The organism is Streptomyces sp. NBC_00386, assembly GCF_036063235.1.
In the GTDB taxonomy this organism is placed as follows: Bacteria; Actinomycetota; Actinomycetes; order Streptomycetales; family Streptomycetaceae; genus Streptomyces.
Genome location: NZ_CP107950.1, coordinates 8073424 through 8089972, shown reverse-complemented (window position 1 = coordinate 8089972; position 16549 = coordinate 8073424). Strand labels below are relative to the sequence as shown.

General features: G+C 70.8%; 14 protein-coding genes. 6 read left to right on the top strand and 8 right to left on the bottom strand.

The features are described from left to right. Nucleotides 1-67: 67 nt before the first annotated feature. On the bottom strand, nucleotides 68-817 hold the full coding sequence (locus tag OG780_RS35655) for a L,D-transpeptidase family protein (RefSeq protein WP_328455157.1): 750 nt from the start codon (nucleotides 815-817) through the stop codon (nucleotides 68-70). Nucleotides 818-1048: 231 nt separating this feature from the next. Between OG780_RS35655 and OG780_RS35650 the strand changes: the two genes are divergently transcribed. The 4 genes from OG780_RS35650 to OG780_RS35635 all read left to right on the top strand — a co-directional run bounded on the left by OG780_RS35650 (nucleotide 1049) and on the right by OG780_RS35635 (nucleotide 6072). Further along, a complete protein-coding gene (locus OG780_RS35650; protein ID WP_328455155.1) occupies nucleotides 1049-2917 on the top strand; it encodes an ABC transporter ATP-binding protein in 1869 nt (622 codons plus the stop codon). Then, on the top strand, nucleotides 2914-4818 hold the full coding sequence (locus OG780_RS35645; RefSeq protein WP_328455153.1) for an ABC transporter ATP-binding protein: 1905 nt from the start codon (nucleotides 2914-2916) through the stop codon (nucleotides 4816-4818). Before OG780_RS35650 ends, OG780_RS35645 begins: the two co-directional genes overlap by 4 nt. A gap of 471 nt (nucleotides 4819-5289) precedes the next feature. Next, nucleotides 5290-5760: a DUF5709 domain-containing protein gene (locus OG780_RS35640; protein WP_326789264.1), complete on the top strand. Its 471-nt coding sequence runs from the start codon at nucleotides 5290-5292 to the stop codon at nucleotides 5758-5760. Between the two features lie 36 nt (nucleotides 5761-5796). Then, nucleotides 5797-6072: a type B 50S ribosomal protein L31 gene (locus OG780_RS35635; RefSeq protein WP_328455150.1), complete on the top strand. Its 276-nt coding sequence runs from the start codon at nucleotides 5797-5799 to the stop codon at nucleotides 6070-6072. A gap of 104 nt (nucleotides 6073-6176) precedes the next feature. Here OG780_RS35635 and OG780_RS35630 read toward each other — a convergent pair whose 3' ends face one another. After that, nucleotides 6177-6971, bottom strand: a complete 795-nt coding sequence (locus OG780_RS35630) for a metal-dependent hydrolase (protein WP_326789262.1) — start codon at nucleotides 6969-6971, stop codon at nucleotides 6177-6179. Nucleotides 6972-7116: 145 nt separating this feature from the next. Between OG780_RS35630 and OG780_RS35625 the strand changes: the two genes are divergently transcribed. Next, nucleotides 7117-9630: a DEAD/DEAH box helicase gene (locus OG780_RS35625; protein WP_328455148.1), complete on the top strand. Its 2514-nt coding sequence runs from the start codon at nucleotides 7117-7119 to the stop codon at nucleotides 9628-9630. Between the two features lie 19 nt (nucleotides 9631-9649). Then, entirely contained in the window at nucleotides 9650-10516 is an 867-nt protein-coding gene (locus tag OG780_RS35620) for an acyl-CoA thioesterase (RefSeq protein ID WP_328455147.1), read from the top strand. On the opposite strand, the gene OG780_RS35615 is transcribed toward OG780_RS35620, so the two are convergent. The 6 genes from OG780_RS35615 to OG780_RS35590 all read right to left on the bottom strand — a co-directional run bounded on the left by OG780_RS35615 (nucleotide 10453) and on the right by OG780_RS35590 (nucleotide 16493). Beyond that, nucleotides 10453-11514, bottom strand: a complete 1062-nt coding sequence (locus OG780_RS35615; RefSeq protein WP_328455145.1) for a DUF6397 family protein — start codon at nucleotides 11512-11514, stop codon at nucleotides 10453-10455. The genes OG780_RS35620 and OG780_RS35615 overlap by 64 nt on opposite strands. Nucleotides 11515-11641: 127 nt before the next feature. Then, nucleotides 11642-12055, bottom strand: coding sequence for a roadblock/LC7 domain-containing protein (locus tag OG780_RS35610; RefSeq protein WP_328455143.1), 414 nt, complete (start codon nucleotides 12053-12055; stop codon nucleotides 11642-11644). 224 nt (nucleotides 12056-12279) lie between these two features. Next, nucleotides 12280-12885 (bottom strand): GTP-binding protein, encoded by a 606-nt coding sequence (locus OG780_RS35605; protein WP_326789257.1) that lies wholly within the window; start codon nucleotides 12883-12885, stop codon nucleotides 12280-12282. Nucleotides 12886-13079: 194 nt separating this feature from the next. Beyond that, complete coding sequence (locus tag OG780_RS35600) at nucleotides 13080-13493, bottom strand: DUF742 domain-containing protein (protein WP_326789256.1); 414 nt, start codon at nucleotides 13491-13493, stop codon at nucleotides 13080-13082. 19 nt (nucleotides 13494-13512) lie between these two features. Beyond that, nucleotides 13513-13950, bottom strand: a complete 438-nt coding sequence (locus OG780_RS35595; protein WP_328455140.1) for a roadblock/LC7 domain-containing protein — start codon at nucleotides 13948-13950, stop codon at nucleotides 13513-13515. Then, entirely contained in the window at nucleotides 13947-16493 is a 2547-nt protein-coding gene (locus OG780_RS35590; RefSeq protein WP_328455138.1) for a sensor histidine kinase, read from the bottom strand. The genes OG780_RS35595 and OG780_RS35590 overlap by 4 nt, the downstream gene beginning before the upstream one ends. Nucleotides 16494-16549 lie beyond the last annotated feature (56 nt).

Here is a 16549-nt window from a genome sequence, read left to right as displayed (position 1 = left end):
ATGGCGCACCGACGCCCCCCGGCCACCCCGCCCGGGGCCCAGCGACGCGGCCGGGGGCGCCGGACCACTAAGCCTTGAGGTCCACTTTGTCCCCCATCACCACCACGGGGTGCTCTTCCGGGTCGAGTGTGCGCAGGAGGTACTCCATGCCCTCCTTGGGCAGACTCACGCACGCCGACGTGCCGCTGCCGTGGTCCATGTGCAGCCAGATGCCACCGCCCTTGTCATCGCCCCAGGGCCGGGTCGGATCGTCCGGAGGATTGCCCTCGACGCGGTTGTAGTCGATGGCGATGACGTAGTCGAAGTCGTGCCAGTACGACTCGGGCCAGTCATGGGGAGCCTGGTACGTCTCCGACTGCGCGTACGGCAACCGGGCACCCGGGTCCTCGAGCACGCCACCGGCGTCGCTGAGCGTGAACACACCGACGGGGCTGCGCTTGTCGTCCTCGTGATGGTCGGTGGTCCAGCCCTTCGTCCCGTTGTGCGCCGCCCAGCTGCGCGTCTTCTCCCAGGCCGTACCGGACTTCGTGTACAGCACGGCCGTGGAGTCCGCGGAGTCCTTGCCCTCGCCGTACACCGCCAGCACCTGGCCCGAGTCGGAGGGGATCCGCCGCTGGAGCCGGGCGCCCACGTCGGGGATGCGTGTCGGGTCGACCGCGGGCGCACTCGTACGAGCGACCGCGCCGGGGGCTCCCGCGTGGCCCTTCGCCCCGCTGCCGCTTCCCCCCTCCACTCCACCGCAGGCCGTGAGAGTGACCGCGACGGCTCCGCAGACCATGGCCGCGAGCCCCGTGCGCATCGCACCGTTCTTTCGCATGCCGTCCATCCTCGCACCACGTATCGGGCGAATCGCCCTTCCCTCCCGTTCCGGCCAGTCGCGGTCGCCGCGGTCTGGTTCGCGGTCCGGTTCCTTGCGGCAGGGCGGAAAACCGTTTGCTTTCGACCACGCTCCGACGCGAACCTTTCACGGTTTGCTGTCGGCCCCCGGCCGGACGGCTGCCGAAATCCGGAGCACTCTCCATCGCCTGACACGAGCCACTGGGACGTCATGCAGATCCAAGACCTTCCGTATCCCGACCCGGGTGTGCCCGACGCCCGCTCAGGTCCCCGATTCCTGTGGTGGCTCGGGCGGAATCAGCTCGGCGGACAGTTCAAGGCCCTGGCCTGGGGTCTGCTGCACTTCCTGGCCGTCTCCACGCTGCCGTTCTGCGTCGGTCTGGCCGTCCAGTCCGTCGTCGACCACTCCGGCACCCGGCTCGCCCTGACCGGCGCGCTGATGGCGGTGTGCGGCGCCTGCATCGCCCTCGGCGAACTCATGCTCCACCGCACCGCGGTCACCAACTGGATCACCGCGGCCGCGCGCGTCCAGCAACTGCTCGCCCGCAGAACCGCGCTGCTGGGCTCCGCGCTCACGCGGCGCGTCGCGGCCGGCGAGGTGGTCGCGGTCTCCACCGGCGACGTCGAGAGGATCGGCTGGTTCGTGGAGGGCGTATCACGGTTCTCGGCTGCCGCCGTGACGGTCGCGATGGTCTGTGTGGCCCTGGTCGTCTACCAGCCGGCCCTGGGTGTGATCGTCGCCGTGGGCGTGCCCGTGCTGGCGGTGGCCGTACTGCCGCTGCTGCCCCGCGCCACCCGGCGCGCCGACGTCCAGCGGGAGAAGGCGGGCCGCGCGACCGAACTGGCCTCCGACACCGTGGCGGGCCTGCGGGTACTGCGCGGCATCGGCGGCGAGGAACTCTTCCTCGACCGCTACCGCCGAGCCTCCCAGGAGGTGCGCCGGGCCGCCGTGCGCAGCGCGCGCATGTGGTCGGCGATCTCGGCGATCCAGGTGCTGCTGCCCGGTCTGCTGATGATCGCCGTCGTCTGGCGCGGTGTGCAGTTGGCCCGGGACGGCCGGATTGCGGTCGGTGAACTGGTCACCGTGTACAGCGCCGTCATGCTTCTCACGTACCCGTTGCGGCATTTCGAGGAGATCGCGATGGCCTACTCCTTCTCGCGTCCGGCGGCCAAGCGAGCCGCTGGGGTGTTGTCTCTGGAACGGGCCATGGACAGCGGCGGCTCACGCGCCGCCGAGGTGCCGGGCGGCGATCTGTACGACCCGGTGACCGGTCTGCTCGCTCCCGAGGGCCGGTTCACGGCCGTGGTGTGCGGGGACCCGGACGCGGCGGGGCTGCTGGCCGAGCGACTCGGCGGCCACGCCTCCCAGCAAGGTGAGGTGGCTCGCGCCGAGGGCGGGCCGGGGAACACCTCGGTGGTCCTCGGGGGCGTGCCGTTGGACGAGTTGCCCCTGGAGTGCGCCCGCACCGCCGTTCTCGTCCAGGACAAGGATCCGGTGCTGCTGTCGGGCTCCCTGCGGGAGCTGCTCGACGTGCCCGCCTCGGGTCTCGTGAGCGCCGAGGCAGCCCTGTCCGCGGCCCAGTGCGGCGACGTGCTGGACGCACTCACCCAGGGATCGCTCGACACCGAGGATCCGATGGACGCCCGCGTCACGGAACGCGGCCGCTCCCTGTCCGGAGGCCAGCGCCAGCGGCTCGCACTGGCCCGGTCCCTGATCACGGACCCGGAGGTACTCGTCCTGGACGAGCCGACGTCCGCGGTCGACTCACACACCGAGGCCCGGATCGCCGACGGAGTGCGCTCCCTGCGCGCCGGGCGCACGACCGTGGTCTTCACCTCCTCACCGCTGCTCCTGGACCACGCGGACCGGGTCGTCCTCGTCCACGAGGGCGAGGTCGTCGCGGTCGGCGTGCACCGCGAACTGGTGCACAGCGAGCCGCGATACCGGGCTGTGGTGACCCGCGAGACCGAGGAAGAGGCCGCCGCGGAAGCCGCGGACCGGACCGCTCTCGGCACGGTGACCGTGGACGACGAGGCCGTTCTCGACGGCGTACTGGAAGAGATCGAGGAGACCGCATGATCGGCGTGGCGCCACCCGTGTACGACCCGGCCGCCCCGACGACGGCGAACACGTTGCCCGTCGGCGCGCCCGCGACCGTACGCGCCTACGTGACCGAGCTGTTCCGACGGCACCGCAGGGCCTTCCTGCTCCTGGTCGCCGTCAACACCGTGGCCGTCGTGGCCTCGATGGCCGGGCCCTATCTGCTGGGCTCGGTCGTCGAACGCGTCTCGGACCACGCCGACGACCTCCATCTGGAGACCACCTCCGCCTTCTTCGTCGTCGCGCTCGTCATCCAGGCCGTGTTCGTCCGGCAGGTGCGGCTGCGGGGTGCCATGCTCGGCGAGCGGATGCTGGCAGACCTGCGCGAGGACTTCCTCGTACGGTCGGTCGGTCTGCCGCCCGGCGTCCTGGAACGGGCCGGGACGGGCGACCTGCTGTCCCGCATCACCACCGACATCGACCGGCTCGCCAACGCGATGCGCGAGGCCGTCCCGCAGCTGGCCATCGGCGTCGTGTGGGCGGCACTGCTGCTCGGCGGACTCGCCGTGACCGCCCCCGTACTCGCTCCCGCCGTCCTGGTCGCCGTTCCGGTGCTGGTGATGGGGTGCCGCTGGTACTTCAAGCGGGCGCCCGCCGCCTACCGCTCGGAGGCGGCCGGCTACGCCGCCGTCGCCGCCGTCCTCGCCGAGACGGTCGACGCCGGGCGCACGATCGAGACGCACCGTCTGGACAGGAGCCGCATCGAGCTGTCGGACCGCCGGGTCCGGGAATGGACGGCGTGGGAGCGCTACACGCTCTGGCTGCGGTCGGTTCTCTTCCCGGTCGTCAACATCACGCATGTCACGGTGCTCTGCTCGGTCCTGATGATCGGCGGGTGGCTCGCTCTCCAGGGCTGGATCGGGGTGGGGCAGCTGACGACGGGTGCACTGATCGCCCAGATGCTCGTCGACCCGGTGGGACTGATCCTGCGCTGGTACGACGAGCTCCAGGTCGCCCAGGTTTCGCTGGCGCGGCTGGTCGGTGTCCGGGACATCGAGCCGGACGCGGGCGACCCGGCCGTGAAGCCGGAGGGACGCGACGTCCACGCGGACCGGGTGCACTTCGGCTACCGCGAGGGCGTGGACGTACTGAGGGAGGTCTCCCTGGCGGTGCCGCCCGGCACCCGGCTCGCCCTGGTCGGCCCGTCCGGCGCGGGGAAGTCCACCCTGGGCAGGCTGCTCGCCGGGATCTACGCGCCCCGGGACGGCCGCATCACCCTCGGCGGCGCCGAGCTGTCCCGGATGCCCGCGGAGGAGGTCCGGGCGCACGTGGCTCTGGTCAACCAGGAGCACCATGTGTTCGTGGGCTCCCTGCGCGACAACCTGCTGCTCGCCGTCCCCCGCTCCCGGCAGCATCAGGACGACGAGCAGGAGCAGCACCGTCAGGGGCAGGCTCCGGCTGCTGCTGGCGCTGGCACTGGCACTGGCACTGGCACTGGCGCCGAGGCTGCGGGTGAGGGCGCTGCCTCCGTCGACGCCCAGCTGTGGGCGGCGCTCGGCGCGGTCGACGCGACCGGCTGGGCGCAAGCGCTGGACGACGGTCTGGACACCGAGGTCGGCTCGGGCGGGTTCGCGCTCACGCCGGCCCAGGCCCAGCAGATCGCGCTGGCCCGGCTTGTCCTGGCCGACCCGCACACCCTGGTCCTGGACGAAGCGACCTCGCTCCTGGACCCGCGGGCAGCCCGCCATCTGGAACGCTCGCTGGCCCGTGTCCTCGACGGCCGTACCGTCGTCGCCATCGCCCACCGCCTCCACACCGCTCACGACGCGGACGTCATCGCCGTGGTCGAGAACGGCCGCATCAGCGAACTCGGCAGCCACGAACAGCTGGTCGCGGCGGACGGCGCGTACGCGGCGCTGTGGAGGTCCTGGCACGGGTGATCGGGATGCCCGGCCGGGGCCACCGGCCCGCGAGCCGGGTGCCGAGCGGGACCACCTGCCCGCGACGCGTGGGGCGGGTGCCGGCCAGGGCTGCCAGGGCTGCCAGGGCTGCCAGGACATGCGACAGGCGTCGCACCAGTCCGTTCCCACGTTCACCGTGTACGGGCCCGTTCCGGCACGGGGGACGGCCGTGCCCCCGTTTCCGCCGCTCGCCGGGAACTGGGGCACGGCCGTCCCCCGCACGCCCCGCGAGGGGCCCGGCGAGCGGGCGTCGGTCCCTGCGACGCTGCTGGTCGGCCCCTGTGGCGTTGCGCGGTGCCGAAGGGGGGTGGAAGGCTGGACGTGGGCACCCGCTCGGGGGACTCCCGCGGACCAACCGGTTCGCGGGGAGCGACGACTGTGTCCTAGGGTCCGCGCGCCCGCCGTCGAACACGGCGGCTCCGGTCCCGTCCGCACCCCCTGGAGGTACCCGTGGACAGCGCCGACGGATGGGGAGACGACGTCTACCAGCCCGACGGATCCGAGGTACAGGACGACGCGGGGCTGCTCGACGCCGAGGACACACTGGTGACGGACGGCGTGAGTGACCCCCTGGACCGCGGCTGGTCCCCGCCGGAGCGGCCGTGGGCGGTGGAGCACCGTGGGGTGACCGCCTCGGAACGCCGGGCGGGCGAGACCCTGGACGAGCGCCTCGCCGACGAGCTGCCCGACATCGCCGGATCCGACGGAGACGGCATCGGCGACTGCGAGGGCACCGACGGAGAGCCCCTCGACAACGAGGTGGGTGCCCTGCGCTCCGGCCGACTGGTGGCCCCGAACGAAGGCGCGCACGAGGACGAGGAGAGCGGGCTCATCGCCACGGACATCGGCATAGACGGCGCCGCGGCCTCGGCGGAGGAAGCCGCGATGCACATCGTCGACGAGGACGCCGTGTCCGGCTGACCGGCACGCGTCCCGCTTCTCCCCCAAGGAGTCGCCATGCAGCAGGACAAGCAGCCCGACTACCGCCCCGTGGTGTTCCGCGACCGCGTCGCCGGATACGCGTTCCTCACGCGCTCCACCGCCACGAGCGACCGGACCATCGACTGGGACGACGGCGAGACCTACCCGGTCGTGGACGTCGAGATCTCCTCGGAGAGTCATCCCTTCTACACGGGCAAGGCCCGCACGGTGGACTCCGAGGGCCGCATCGCCCAGTTCGAGCGGCGTTTCGGAGGCGGGGACCAGGGGTCCGGCACAAAGGACAACGGCTGAATGGACGACGGCTGACCGTAACGGGCGCCCCGCGTCGAGCCATGGGCGCCGGTACGGCCACGAAGGAGTCGCGCGACGGTGGTGCGATCCGGGAGGCTCCGGACTCAGATGTAGTTCAGCGCGGCCGCGCAGCCCACGGCTCCCAGCACCATGAACACCGGCGTCAGCACCTTGAGCTCGACCCAGCTGCCCGCGCGGAAGCGCATCGCCTTGGGCGGGCCTATCGGGTACCAGCGCTTGCGGCCGATCGGGATGGGCCAGAGGACCGGGCAGCCGGACACCGTCAGCGCGTCCCCGATGTCGTGCACCAGGGCACCGAGAATGACCGGCAGCCCGAGCCAGAGGTACTCCTGGCCCGGCGCCGTGAACAGCCAGTCCGAGCCGTTGCCCGGCTTGTCCAGAGTCTGCGCGAGGATCCACGAGCTCGTCGCGGCGAGCAGCCAGACCAGGACGTTGCTGCTCGAACCGCGGGCGGCCCGCCAAAGCAAGCCCTCGATGGCGAGCACCATGTGCACGAAGAGGATGCCGAGGACCGCCCAGCGACCGCAGGTGATCGCCAGCGCCGCCGTGCCCGATCCGATCGCCACCGCCCACACCCAGGTGTGCGTCAGCGTGCGGTGACCGCCGCTGCGCCGGGGGTCGCCCGGCTTTCGGGTCCCCTTGTAGGCGGCGTAGGAGAGCTTGTCGACGATCTCGCACAGCCTTCGTGACACCGGTCCGAAGGCATTGGAGATCGTGGCGGCCTTGTGGTCCAGGTCCGGGGCGAGAGCGGCGCCCGCGCAGATCAGGGCGCCGACAAGCAGGACCGGCCAGGGCATGGCATGACCGGCCGCTGCTGCCGCCGCTCCGACGCCGAGCCAGGCCGCGGCCCCCGACAGTGAGTGTGCTGGTCCCATCATGGCCGTTCCCCGCCCCATTCCTCTTGTAACGCTGTCCAGTTGCCCGTGCACGCTGACGCGTCACCGGCGCCACAGCGTAGCGGTCGTGATCTTTGCCCGAACATCCGATTCCCCCATCACGTGCATCGACAGGCAAGATGGGGGCGTGACCCTTATCGATCAGCTGCCGCAGACCGCAGACCCCGACGCCCTCTACGAAGCCTTCGAGTCGTGGGCCGGGGAACGCGGTCTCACCCTCTACCCCCATCAGGAGGAGGCGCTGATCGAGGTTGTCTCGGGTGCGAACGTGATCGTCTCGACGCCCACCGGCTCGGGCAAGAGCATGATCGCCGCAGGTGCGCACTTCGCCGCGCTCGCCCGGGACGAGGTCACCTTCTACACGGCGCCGATCAAGGCGCTCGTCTCGGAGAAGTTCTTCGAGCTCTGCAAGATGTTCGGCACCGAGAACGTCGGCATGCTCACCGGCGACGCCTCCGTGAACGCCGACGCTCCGGTCATCTGCTGCACCGCCGAGGTCCTCGCGTCCATCGCGCTGAGGGACGGCAAACACGCTGATGTCGGTCAGGTCGTCATGGACGAGTTCCACTTCTACGCCGAGGGCGACCGGGGCTGGGCCTGGCAGATCCCGATCCTGGAACTTCCGCAGGCGCAGTTCATCCTGATGTCGGCGACCCTCGGCGACGTCTCGATGTTCGAGAAGGACCTCACGCGCCGCACCGGCCGGCCCACGACCGTGGTCCGCTCGGCGACCCGGCCCGTCCCGCTCTCCTACGAGTACGTGCTCACTCCGCTGACGGAGACCCTCACCGAGCTGCTCGCCACCAAGCAGGCCCCGGTCTACATCGTGCACTTCACCCAGGCGCAGGCCGTGGAACGGGCGCAGGCGCTGATGAGCATCAACATGTGCACGCGTGAGGAGAAGGACCAGATCGCCGAGCTCATCGGCAACTTCCGGTTCACCACCAAGTTCGGCCAAAACCTCTCCCGCTACGTACGCCACGGCATCGGTGTGCATCACGCCGGCATGCTGCCCAAGTACCGGCGGCTGGTGGAGAAGCTGGCCCAGGCCGGTCTCCTGAAGGTCATCTGCGGCACGGACACGCTCGGTGTCGGCGTCAACGTCCCCATCCGTACGGTGCTGTTCACCGCGCTCACGAAGTACGACGGCACTCGGGTGCGCACGCTGCGCGCCCGCGAGTTCCACCAGATCGCGGGCCGGGCCGGACGCGCGGGCTTCGACACGGCGGGCTACGTCGTCGCTCAGGCGCCGGAGCACGTCATCGAGAACGAGAAGTCGCTCGCCAAGGCCGGCGACGACCCGAAGAAGCGCCGCAAGGTGGTGCGCAAGAAGGCTCCCGAGGGCTTCGTGGGCTGGACCGACAACACCTTCGAGAAGCTGATCGCCTCCGATCCCGAACCGCTGACCTCGCGCTTCCGCGTGACGCACACGATGCTGCTCTCGGTGATCGCACGGCCCGGCAACGCCTTCGAGGCGATGCGGCATCTGCTGGAGGACAACCACGAGCCGCGCAAGCAGCAGCTGCGGCACATCCGCCGGGCCATCGCGATCTACCGCTCGCTGCTCGACGGCGGCATCGTGGAGAAGCTCGACGAGCCCGACCCGACGGGCCGCGTCGTGCGGCTCACCGTCGATCTCCAGCAGGACTTCGCGCTCAACCAGCCCCTGTCGACGTTCGCGCTCGCCGCCTTCGACCTGCTGGACCCCGACTCCCCGTCGTACGCCCTCGACATGGTGTCCGTCGTGGAGTCCACGCTGGACGAACCGCGGCAGATCCTCGCGGCCCAGCAGAACAAGGCCCGTGGCGAGGCCGTGGCCGCGATGAAGTCCGACGGCATCGAGTACGAGGAGCGCATGGAGCGGCTCCAGGACGTGACGTACCCCAAGCCGCTGGAGGAACTCCTCTTCCACGCGTACAACACCTACCGCAAGAGCCATCCGTGGGTCGGCGACCACCCGCTGTCGCCGAAGTCCGTGATCCGTGACATGTACGAACGGGCCATGTCCTTCACGGAGTTCGTCTCCTTCTACGAGCTCGCCCGCACCGAGGGCATCGTCCTGCGCTACCTGGCCAGCGCCTACAAGGCCCTCGAGCACACCATCCCGGACGACCTCAAGTCCGAGGACCTGGAGGACCTGATCGCCTGGCTGGGCGAGATGGTGCGACAGGTCGACTCCAGCCTGCTCGACGAGTGGGAACAGCTCGCCAACCCCGAGGTGATGACGGCCGAGGAAGCTCAGGAGAAGGCCGACCAGGTCAAGCCGGTCACCTCGAACGCCCGAGCCTTCCGTGTCCTCGTCCGCAACGCGATGTTCCGCAGGGTCGAGCTGGCCGCTCTGGACAACGTCGACGAACTCGGCGAGATGGACGGCGACTCCGGATGGGACGTCGACGCGTGGGGCGAGGCGATGGACAAGTACTGGGACGAGTACGAGGACCTCGGTACCGGTCCCGACGCCCGTGGCCCCAAGCTGCTCTCGATCGTGGAGGAGCCGCAGAACGGTCTGTGGCGCGTCCGTCAGACCTTCGCGGACCCGAACGGCGACCACGACTGGGGCATCAGCGCGGAGGTCGACCTCACGGCCTCGGACGCCGAGGGCCGTGCCATCGTCAAGGTCACCGACGTCGGACAGCTGTGAGCACAGGAGAATCCCACCGATGACGAACCCAGCCGAGAGGCTCGTCGACCTGCTCGACCTGGAGCAGATCGAGGTCAACATCTTCCGCGGCCTCAGCCCGCAGGAGTCGCTGCAGCGGGTCTTCGGCGGCCAGGTCGCGGGCCAGGCGCTGGTCGCCGCCGGCCGTACCACGGAGGGCGACCGGCCGGTGCACTCGCTGCACGCGTACTTCCTGCGTCCGGGCCGCCCCGGCGTCCCGATCGTGTACCAGGTCGAACGGGTTCGGGACGGACGGTCGTTCACCACACGGCGCGTCACCGCCGTGCAGCAGGGCCGCACGATCTTCAATCTGACCGCCTCCTTTCACAAGCCCGAGGAAGGGAGCTTCGAGCACCAGTTGCCGCCGGCCCGCGAGGTGCCGGATCCCGAGTCCCTGCCGACGGTGACGCAGGAGATCAAGGAGCATCTGGGCGCTCTGCCCGAAACGCTGGAACGCATGGCGCGGCGCCAGCCGTTCGACATCCGCTATGTGGACCGGCTGCGCTGGACGCCCGAGGAGACCAAGGACGCCGAGCCGCGCAGCGCCGTATGGATGCGTGCTGTCGGGCCGCTGGGTGACGACCCGCTCGTGCACACCTGTGCTCTCACCTACGCGAGCGACATGACTCTGCTGGACGCCGTCCGGATCCCGGTGGAGCCGTTGTGGGGACCGCGCGGTTTCGACATGGCGTCGCTGGACCACGCCATGTGGTTCCACCGGCCGTTCCGCGCGGACGAGTGGTTCCTGTACGACCAGGAATCACCGATCGCGACGGGCGGCCGTGGTCTGGCCCGCGGGCGCATCTACGACCTCGAAGGACGCCTGCTCGTCTCGGTCGTGCAGGAGGGACTGTTCAGAGCGCTGTAGGCGGACTCGTCCGGGCTCCTTCGGCGCAGCCGTGCGAGCAGCCTCCGCGACCGCGCGGACTCCGGCGGCGTGAGCGGGGCGTCCGTGACGGTGAGGCGCTCTCGCACGGCGCGCGGAGCACCGGTCGGTGAGAGCCGGGCGGCCGTCGGTGGAGCCGCGGTCGGCCGGCCTGGCGACGACACGTACGCCGGGGCCGGTGCCGGGACGGTCGGGGGGTCCGATGTCGGGCGGGGCACGGGGCGGTCTTCCCTGGCTTCCAGAACGCTCTGCCCCAGGTCGGCCCTCAGCCAGCCGATCTCGTCCGGGTCGTCCGCCCTCGTGATGCGTTCGACGATCAGCGCTCCGGGCGAGTCCGGTGCGGCCTGTGAAACAGGCCCGGGCCGAAGGCGGTTGAGATGGGCGCGCTCGTAGGGGTCCTTGACGACCTCGGCCACGTGGACGGGGTCGAGCAGGGACGCCACCACCGCGGCACGGGCCCAGGGGTCCTGTGTCTGCCTCAGCAGGAACCCCAGGTGGCGGCCACGCCAGTTGCGGGGACGAAGGTCCAGCCCTTCACTCAGCTGATCCCGAAGGGCTTCCGGTGTACGGCCGCTCAGGAGCGGCGCGTTGTGCTCGTCGGTCGCGAACTGCCGCAGTTCCTCGGCGAGGTAGAGCCAGACGACCATCCTGTAGCGGTTGAGATAAAACTTGACCGGCACCACCAGTCCCAGGCGTGCGAGGCGTGCGAAGCGGGCGTTCGTCACGCCCACGAGGGCGGCGCCCTCCGTGGCGCCGACGGCCTTGACCCTCTCGCGCAGCGCCTCCGGGAACCCGGCTTCGGCTCGCACTCGGTCGATCTCCGCACGTGTGATCCGGCGTCCCCCGCCTCCCTCGTCGGGAACCGAGCGCACACAGCCGAGGTTCAGGGCCAGGTCGAACTCGCCTCGCCTGAGTTCCAGTTCCCGTGCGGCCCGGCTGATCGAGAGGGTGGCGGACTGTGTGATGGTGGTCCCGGACATGACGGTCTCCCCTGAGGTGTGGGAGGCTCGCGCCGGTGTGCGCTCGCCTCGGGAAAAACCGTATCCGGCTTGTCGGACATCGTGGCGAGCCTGTGGAAAACCTCAGCCGCGGCGCGGTACCTGCAGGTCAGAGGTCCGAAACGGGCTTGCCTTCCGGCTGTCGAGCGTCCACACGAAGGTGTTCGCCGACGCGGTTCACCAGCAACGTCATCTCGTAGGCGACCTGGCCGATGTCCGCCTCCGCCCCGCTGAGGACGGACAGACAGCTCCCCGTGCCGGCCGCGGTGACGAAGAGCACCGCGTCGTCGAACTCGACCATCGTCTGCCGTACCCGCCCGGCGCCGAAATGGCGGCCGGAGCCCTTGGCCAGGCTGTGCAGTCCCGACGAGACCGCGGCGAGGTGTTCGGCGTCCTCGCGTCGGAGTCCTGTGCTCGCGCCCGTCACCAGCCCGTCGTTGGACAGCACCAGCGCATGCCGAACGTGCTCGACGCGCTCGGTGAGGTCGTCCAGCAACCAGCCGAGTCCCGTGTTCTGTTCCATGATCCGGTCTCCCCGTGTGGTGTTCCCCCCTGGCCGGAGGATTCGACCAGCAAGCCTTCCCCACTGCCGCCGTCCGGGCAAGGCGGATGGGTGGCATGGCAGAGAAGATGGCCGACGAGCAGACGTGAGCGGTGGCGCCGCGGGGCAGCCGCGCGATGGTTCCGCAGGCAGCCGTGCGATGGTGTCGTGGCGCCGGGTGGGGTCGACCAGGATGGCGGGCAGCCTCAGCTGACGGATTCGAGCAGCCGGGCTGTGTGCACTCTCCCCGCGTATTCGACGAGCCGGATCAGCACCTCCTTCCCGGATTCCCGGTCGCGGGCGTCACAGAGGACGACCGGCGTACCTCGGTCGAGGTCGAGGGCGCGGGAGACGTCCTTGGTGCCGTACGTGCGGGCTTCCGGGAAGCAGTTGACCGCCACCACGAAGGGAATCCGGCGGTGCTCGAAGTAGTCCACCGCCGGGAAACAGTCCTCGAGCCGTCGGGTGTCGGCGAGGACGACAGCACCCAGAGCGCCCGTCGACAGTTCGTCCCACAGGAACCAGAAGCGGTCCTGACCGGGTGTTCCGAAGAGATAGAGCGAGAGCCCGGACCGGATGGTGATACGTCCGAAGTCCATGGCCACGGTCGTGGTGATCTTCTGTCCCACGCCGCCGGTGTCGTCGACGGACCGGCCGGCCTCGCTCAGCAGTTCCTCGGTACGCAGCGGCCGGATCTCGCTGACCGCGCCCACCAGGGTGGTCTTCCCGACGCCGAACCCGCCGGCGACCAGTATCTTCAGCGCCATGGCGGTCGGGTCGCCACCCGTGGCGTCGGAGTTCTCGGAGACCATGGATCACTTCTCTCGGGAGTGCCGGCGACCGCCGGCATCGGTGCGTGTGGTACGGGTGAACGAAGCCAGCATCATGACAACTACGGCTCCATCGGGCAGGCTTGGACCGCACATTGCCCCTTGTGACCGGAACACGTCCGTTCCGTGCCCAGGAGCGAGCGCGAAGGACCGTTGTACCGACCGATGTTCATCGTCTAGAGCGCCCTCAGCCCCTCGATCACCTCGCGGAGGATTCGTTCGTCGGGCAGGTGCGCGGGCGGCACCGGCCGGCTGACGATGACGCAGCCGCGTTCCAGGAGGTCGCCCAGAAGCACCCTGACCACACCCACGGGAAGACCGGTGCCCGCGGCCAGTTCGGCGACCGACAGGGTCTCTGTACGGCACAGTTCGACCAGGGTCCGGTGCTCCGGGCCGAGCGAGCTGTCCCCATCGGCTCCCGGCGCTGCCCTGTCGAGCGTGACCAGGGCGATCAGATCGAAATGCGTCCCGGCGGGACCGGCTTTGGTGCGCCCGCCCGTCACGGCGTAGGGGCGGACGAGTGGGCCCGCCTCCTGGTCGTACCACTGGCTGCCCGGCAATGGCGGGGTGCCCGGTGCGTCCTCGGTCATCTGTACAGGCCGTCCTCGGTCATCCTGCCTCGGGCGGCTGTGCGCCGACCCGGGGCGGGGCGTGGAGATGCTCGCCGACACGCTTGACCAGAAGCGCCATCTCGTACGCCACGAGTCCGATGTCGGCGGTGGCGGTGGTCAGGACGGCGAGGCACGAACCGTCCCCGGCCGCGGCCACGAACAGGAAGCCCTCGTCCATCTCCACCATCGTCTGGCGCACCCCGCCCGCGCCGAAGTGGCGGCCGGCTCCCTTGGCCAGGCTGTGGAATCCGGAGGCGACGGCCGCGAGGTGTTCGGCGTCCTCGCGCCGCAGGGCGGTGGACGCGCCCACCGCCAGTCCGTCGTTCGACAGCACGACGGCGTGCCGTACTTCGGTCACACGCAGCACCATGTCGTCCAGCAGCCAGTCGAGTTCGCCGGACCGCTGGGCGCTGCCCGTGCTCGGGTCCTGGATCATGAGGGGTCTCCTTCGCTGCTGTCGCCGCCCTCTTCGGGGCCGGCGGTTGCTCCGACGCCGGGGGACCGGCCGCCGCCGCGTGCCCATCCGGCCCGGTACGCGGCCATGCGCGCCCGTACGAGTTCGGGTGTGCGCTCGTCGTCCTCCGGGGACACCGGGGGTTCCGCCGGCTCGTCGGAACGCTGTCCGCGCAGTTGGGGGGCGAGGTTCGCCTGGCGCACCCGGCGTGGAAGTGCGCCGGAGTCCGCGGAGTCCTCCTCGGGGCGGTGCAGGCGCAGCGGCGCCACTCCCGAAAACGCGGTCTCCTTCGTACCGTTCGTCTGGGGCGGTGCTCCCCGTGATCCGTTCGCCGGCTCCTCGGAAGCCCTCGGTCGCGGTGGGACCAGCGCGGGCCGATCGGTGACGGCCTGGACGGCGTCGCGCACCGGGGCGACCGGCACGCGCGTGTACTCCCTCTCCGGCGGCCCGTCCGTGTCGTGCTCCTGGAGGGAACGTTCCATCGGGCCATCCTGCAGCAGTGCCGTGGGCAGCAGTACTACCGCAGTCGTACCCCCGTAGGGCGAGGTCTGCAGGTGCACCTTGATGCCGTGCCGGGCCGAGAGCCGGCTGACCACGAAGAGGCCCAGCCGGTCGCTGTCGTACAGGTCGAGGGCCTCGGACCGCTCGATACGCAGATTGGCCTCGGCGATCCTCTCCTTGCCCATGCCCAGTCCCCGGTCCTCGACCTCGATCGCATAGCCGTTCGCGACCGGTTCGCCGGTGATCCGCACCCGGGTGTGCGGGGGCGAGAACTGGGCGGCGTTCTCGACGAGTTCCGCCAGGAGATGGGTGAGGTCGGCGACCGCTCCGCCGGTCACGGCCGCCTCGGGGAGTTGCCGTACCTCCACGCGCGCGTAGTCCTCGACTTCGGAGACCGCCGCCCGGACCACGTTCGTGAGCGAGACGGGCCTTCGCCACGCCCGTCCCGGCGCGGCTCCGGAAAGGATGATGAGGCTCTCCGCGTGACGGCGCATCCGCGTGGTGAGGTGGTCGAGGCGGAACAGGTCGCTCAGCTCGTCCGGGTCGTCGGACCGGCGCTCCATGGCGTCCAGGAGATTCAGCTGGCGGTGCACGAGTACCTGGCTGCGCCGGGCCAGGTTGACGAAGACTCCGGAGATACCGCCGGCCAGCTCCGCGCGCTCGACCGCGGCGCGCAGAGCAGCCCTGTGCACGGTGTTCAGCGCCTGGGCGACCTGCCCGGTCTCGTCCTCCGAGGGCCGTCCCGGCGGGGCCTCGTCGTCGACGTCCACCGGCTCTCCCGCGCGCAGCCTGCGCATGGCTTCGGGAAGTTTCCGGCGGGCGATGTCGAGGGCGCCGTCGCGCAGTCCCACGAGTTCGACGACGAGGTCGCGTCCGATGCGTACGGAGATGATCAGCGAGGCGATGACGGCGGCGAGGCCGAAGAGGACCGCGGCGCCGGCCGGGGTGAGCAGGGCGTGCCCGAGCGGGTCGGTCGCGTCCGCGGCACGACGGCCCGCGTCGGCCTCGACCGTACGCATTCCGTCGCTCACCCGCTCGTGAGCGATGCTCCAGGCGGCCTCCGGCGCGGCATCGAGGGCCTTGGGGCCGGGGCGCGAGAGAAGCACCTTGCCCTCGACGGCGCGCACGTCGTCGTAGGCGCTCCCCTGCACGAGGTCGTTCCAGGCGGTTCGTTCGGGCCCGCCGAGGTCCGGCGTCGCGGCATCCGTCAGGGTGCGGCGCGTGTCCACGGCTCCCGTGAACAGCCGCAGCCGTTCACCGTCGAGGGTCCCGGCGAGCCGGGCTCCGCCGAGCACGGCGTCCTCCTGTGCGAGCGCCTCTCGCGCCCGGGAGAATTCGAGGAGGACACGTGCGTCCGTGCGCAGGCCCGTTCCGGAGATGCCGGTGAGCGCACCGTCGACTCCGAATGCCGTCGAAATGGCCCTGGTGTACTCGCCGTACGCCTCTTCCCATCCGGTACGGCGCTCCAGCACACCGGTGCGCAGCGACCGCAGTCGCTCCGTGTCGGCGACGAAGGCGGCGAGGCGCCCGGCGACTCCGTCCGGCAGGTCCGCGCCGTCGGCGACGGTGTTGTGGTCTCCCAGGCGGAGCCTCGCCACGGCGCGGTCGGTGAGTCGAGAGAGGTCCTTGAAGTCGCTCGGCGACAACGCGGCGGGATCGGTCGCATAGCGGACGGCTTCCGCCCGTTCGGCCTGGAGCGCGGCGACCGCGGCGTCCACGGGGGCGCGGACCGTCGAGTCCACGCGCTGCGACTGCCGCAGCCGCGCGATGTCCTGCGCCGTGCTCACGGTGGCGTAGGCCCACAGTGCGAGCAAGGAGACGATGGGCACCATCAGCAGGCTGACGATCTTGGCCCGGACGGTACGGGGCCGGACATGCCACCGTCCCGCGCGCGTGAGCGCTTCGGGCGAGGGTCCGGCGAGGAGGTCCCCCTCGTCCGCCGGCGGACCGGCGTGCGCGCGTCGGCCGCGCCGCGGGGGCGGCGGCTGGGCGCCTGCCGTGATGGTCCTGCGGGGTGTACGCATGGCCTCCTCGATCGGAGAGGTTCGGGGCGTGCCGTCCGGGCCGCGCGGCTCCGGTA

Bases quoted from the DNA above. Each gene is read 5' to 3' on its own strand.
- OG780_RS35610 (WP_328455143.1), bottom strand. From the start codon at position 12,055: ATGGAACAGAACACGGGACTCGGCTGGTTGCTGGACGACCTCACCGAG.
- OG780_RS35645 (WP_328455153.1), top strand. From the start codon at position 2,914: ATGATCGGCGTGGCGCCACCCGTGTACGACCCGGCCGCCCCGACGACG.
- OG780_RS35605 (WP_326789257.1), bottom strand. From the start codon at position 12,885: ATGGTCTCCGAGAACTCCGACGCCACGGGTGGCGACCCGACCGCCATG.
- OG780_RS35655 (WP_328455157.1), bottom strand. From the start codon at position 817: ATGCGAAAGAACGGTGCGATGCGCACGGGGCTCGCGGCCATGGTCTGC.
- OG780_RS35590 (WP_328455138.1), bottom strand. From the start codon at position 16,493: ATGCGTACACCCCGCAGGACCATCACGGCAGGCGCCCAGCCGCCGCCC.
- OG780_RS35615 (WP_328455145.1), bottom strand. From the start codon at position 11,514: ATGTCCGGGACCACCATCACACAGTCCGCCACCCTCTCGATCAGCCGG.
- OG780_RS35620 (WP_328455147.1), top strand. From the start codon at position 9,650: ATGACGAACCCAGCCGAGAGGCTCGTCGACCTGCTCGACCTGGAGCAG.
- OG780_RS35630 (WP_326789262.1), bottom strand. From the start codon at position 6,971: ATGATGGGACCAGCACACTCACTGTCGGGGGCCGCGGCCTGGCTCGGC.
- OG780_RS35635 (WP_328455150.1), top strand. From the start codon at position 5,797: ATGCAGCAGGACAAGCAGCCCGACTACCGCCCCGTGGTGTTCCGCGAC.
- OG780_RS35650 (WP_328455155.1), top strand. From the start codon at position 1,049: ATGCAGATCCAAGACCTTCCGTATCCCGACCCGGGTGTGCCCGACGCC.
- OG780_RS35600 (WP_326789256.1), bottom strand. From the start codon at position 13,493: ATGACCGAGGACGCACCGGGCACCCCGCCATTGCCGGGCAGCCAGTGG.
- OG780_RS35595 (WP_328455140.1), bottom strand. From the start codon at position 13,950: ATGATCCAGGACCCGAGCACGGGCAGCGCCCAGCGGTCCGGCGAACTC.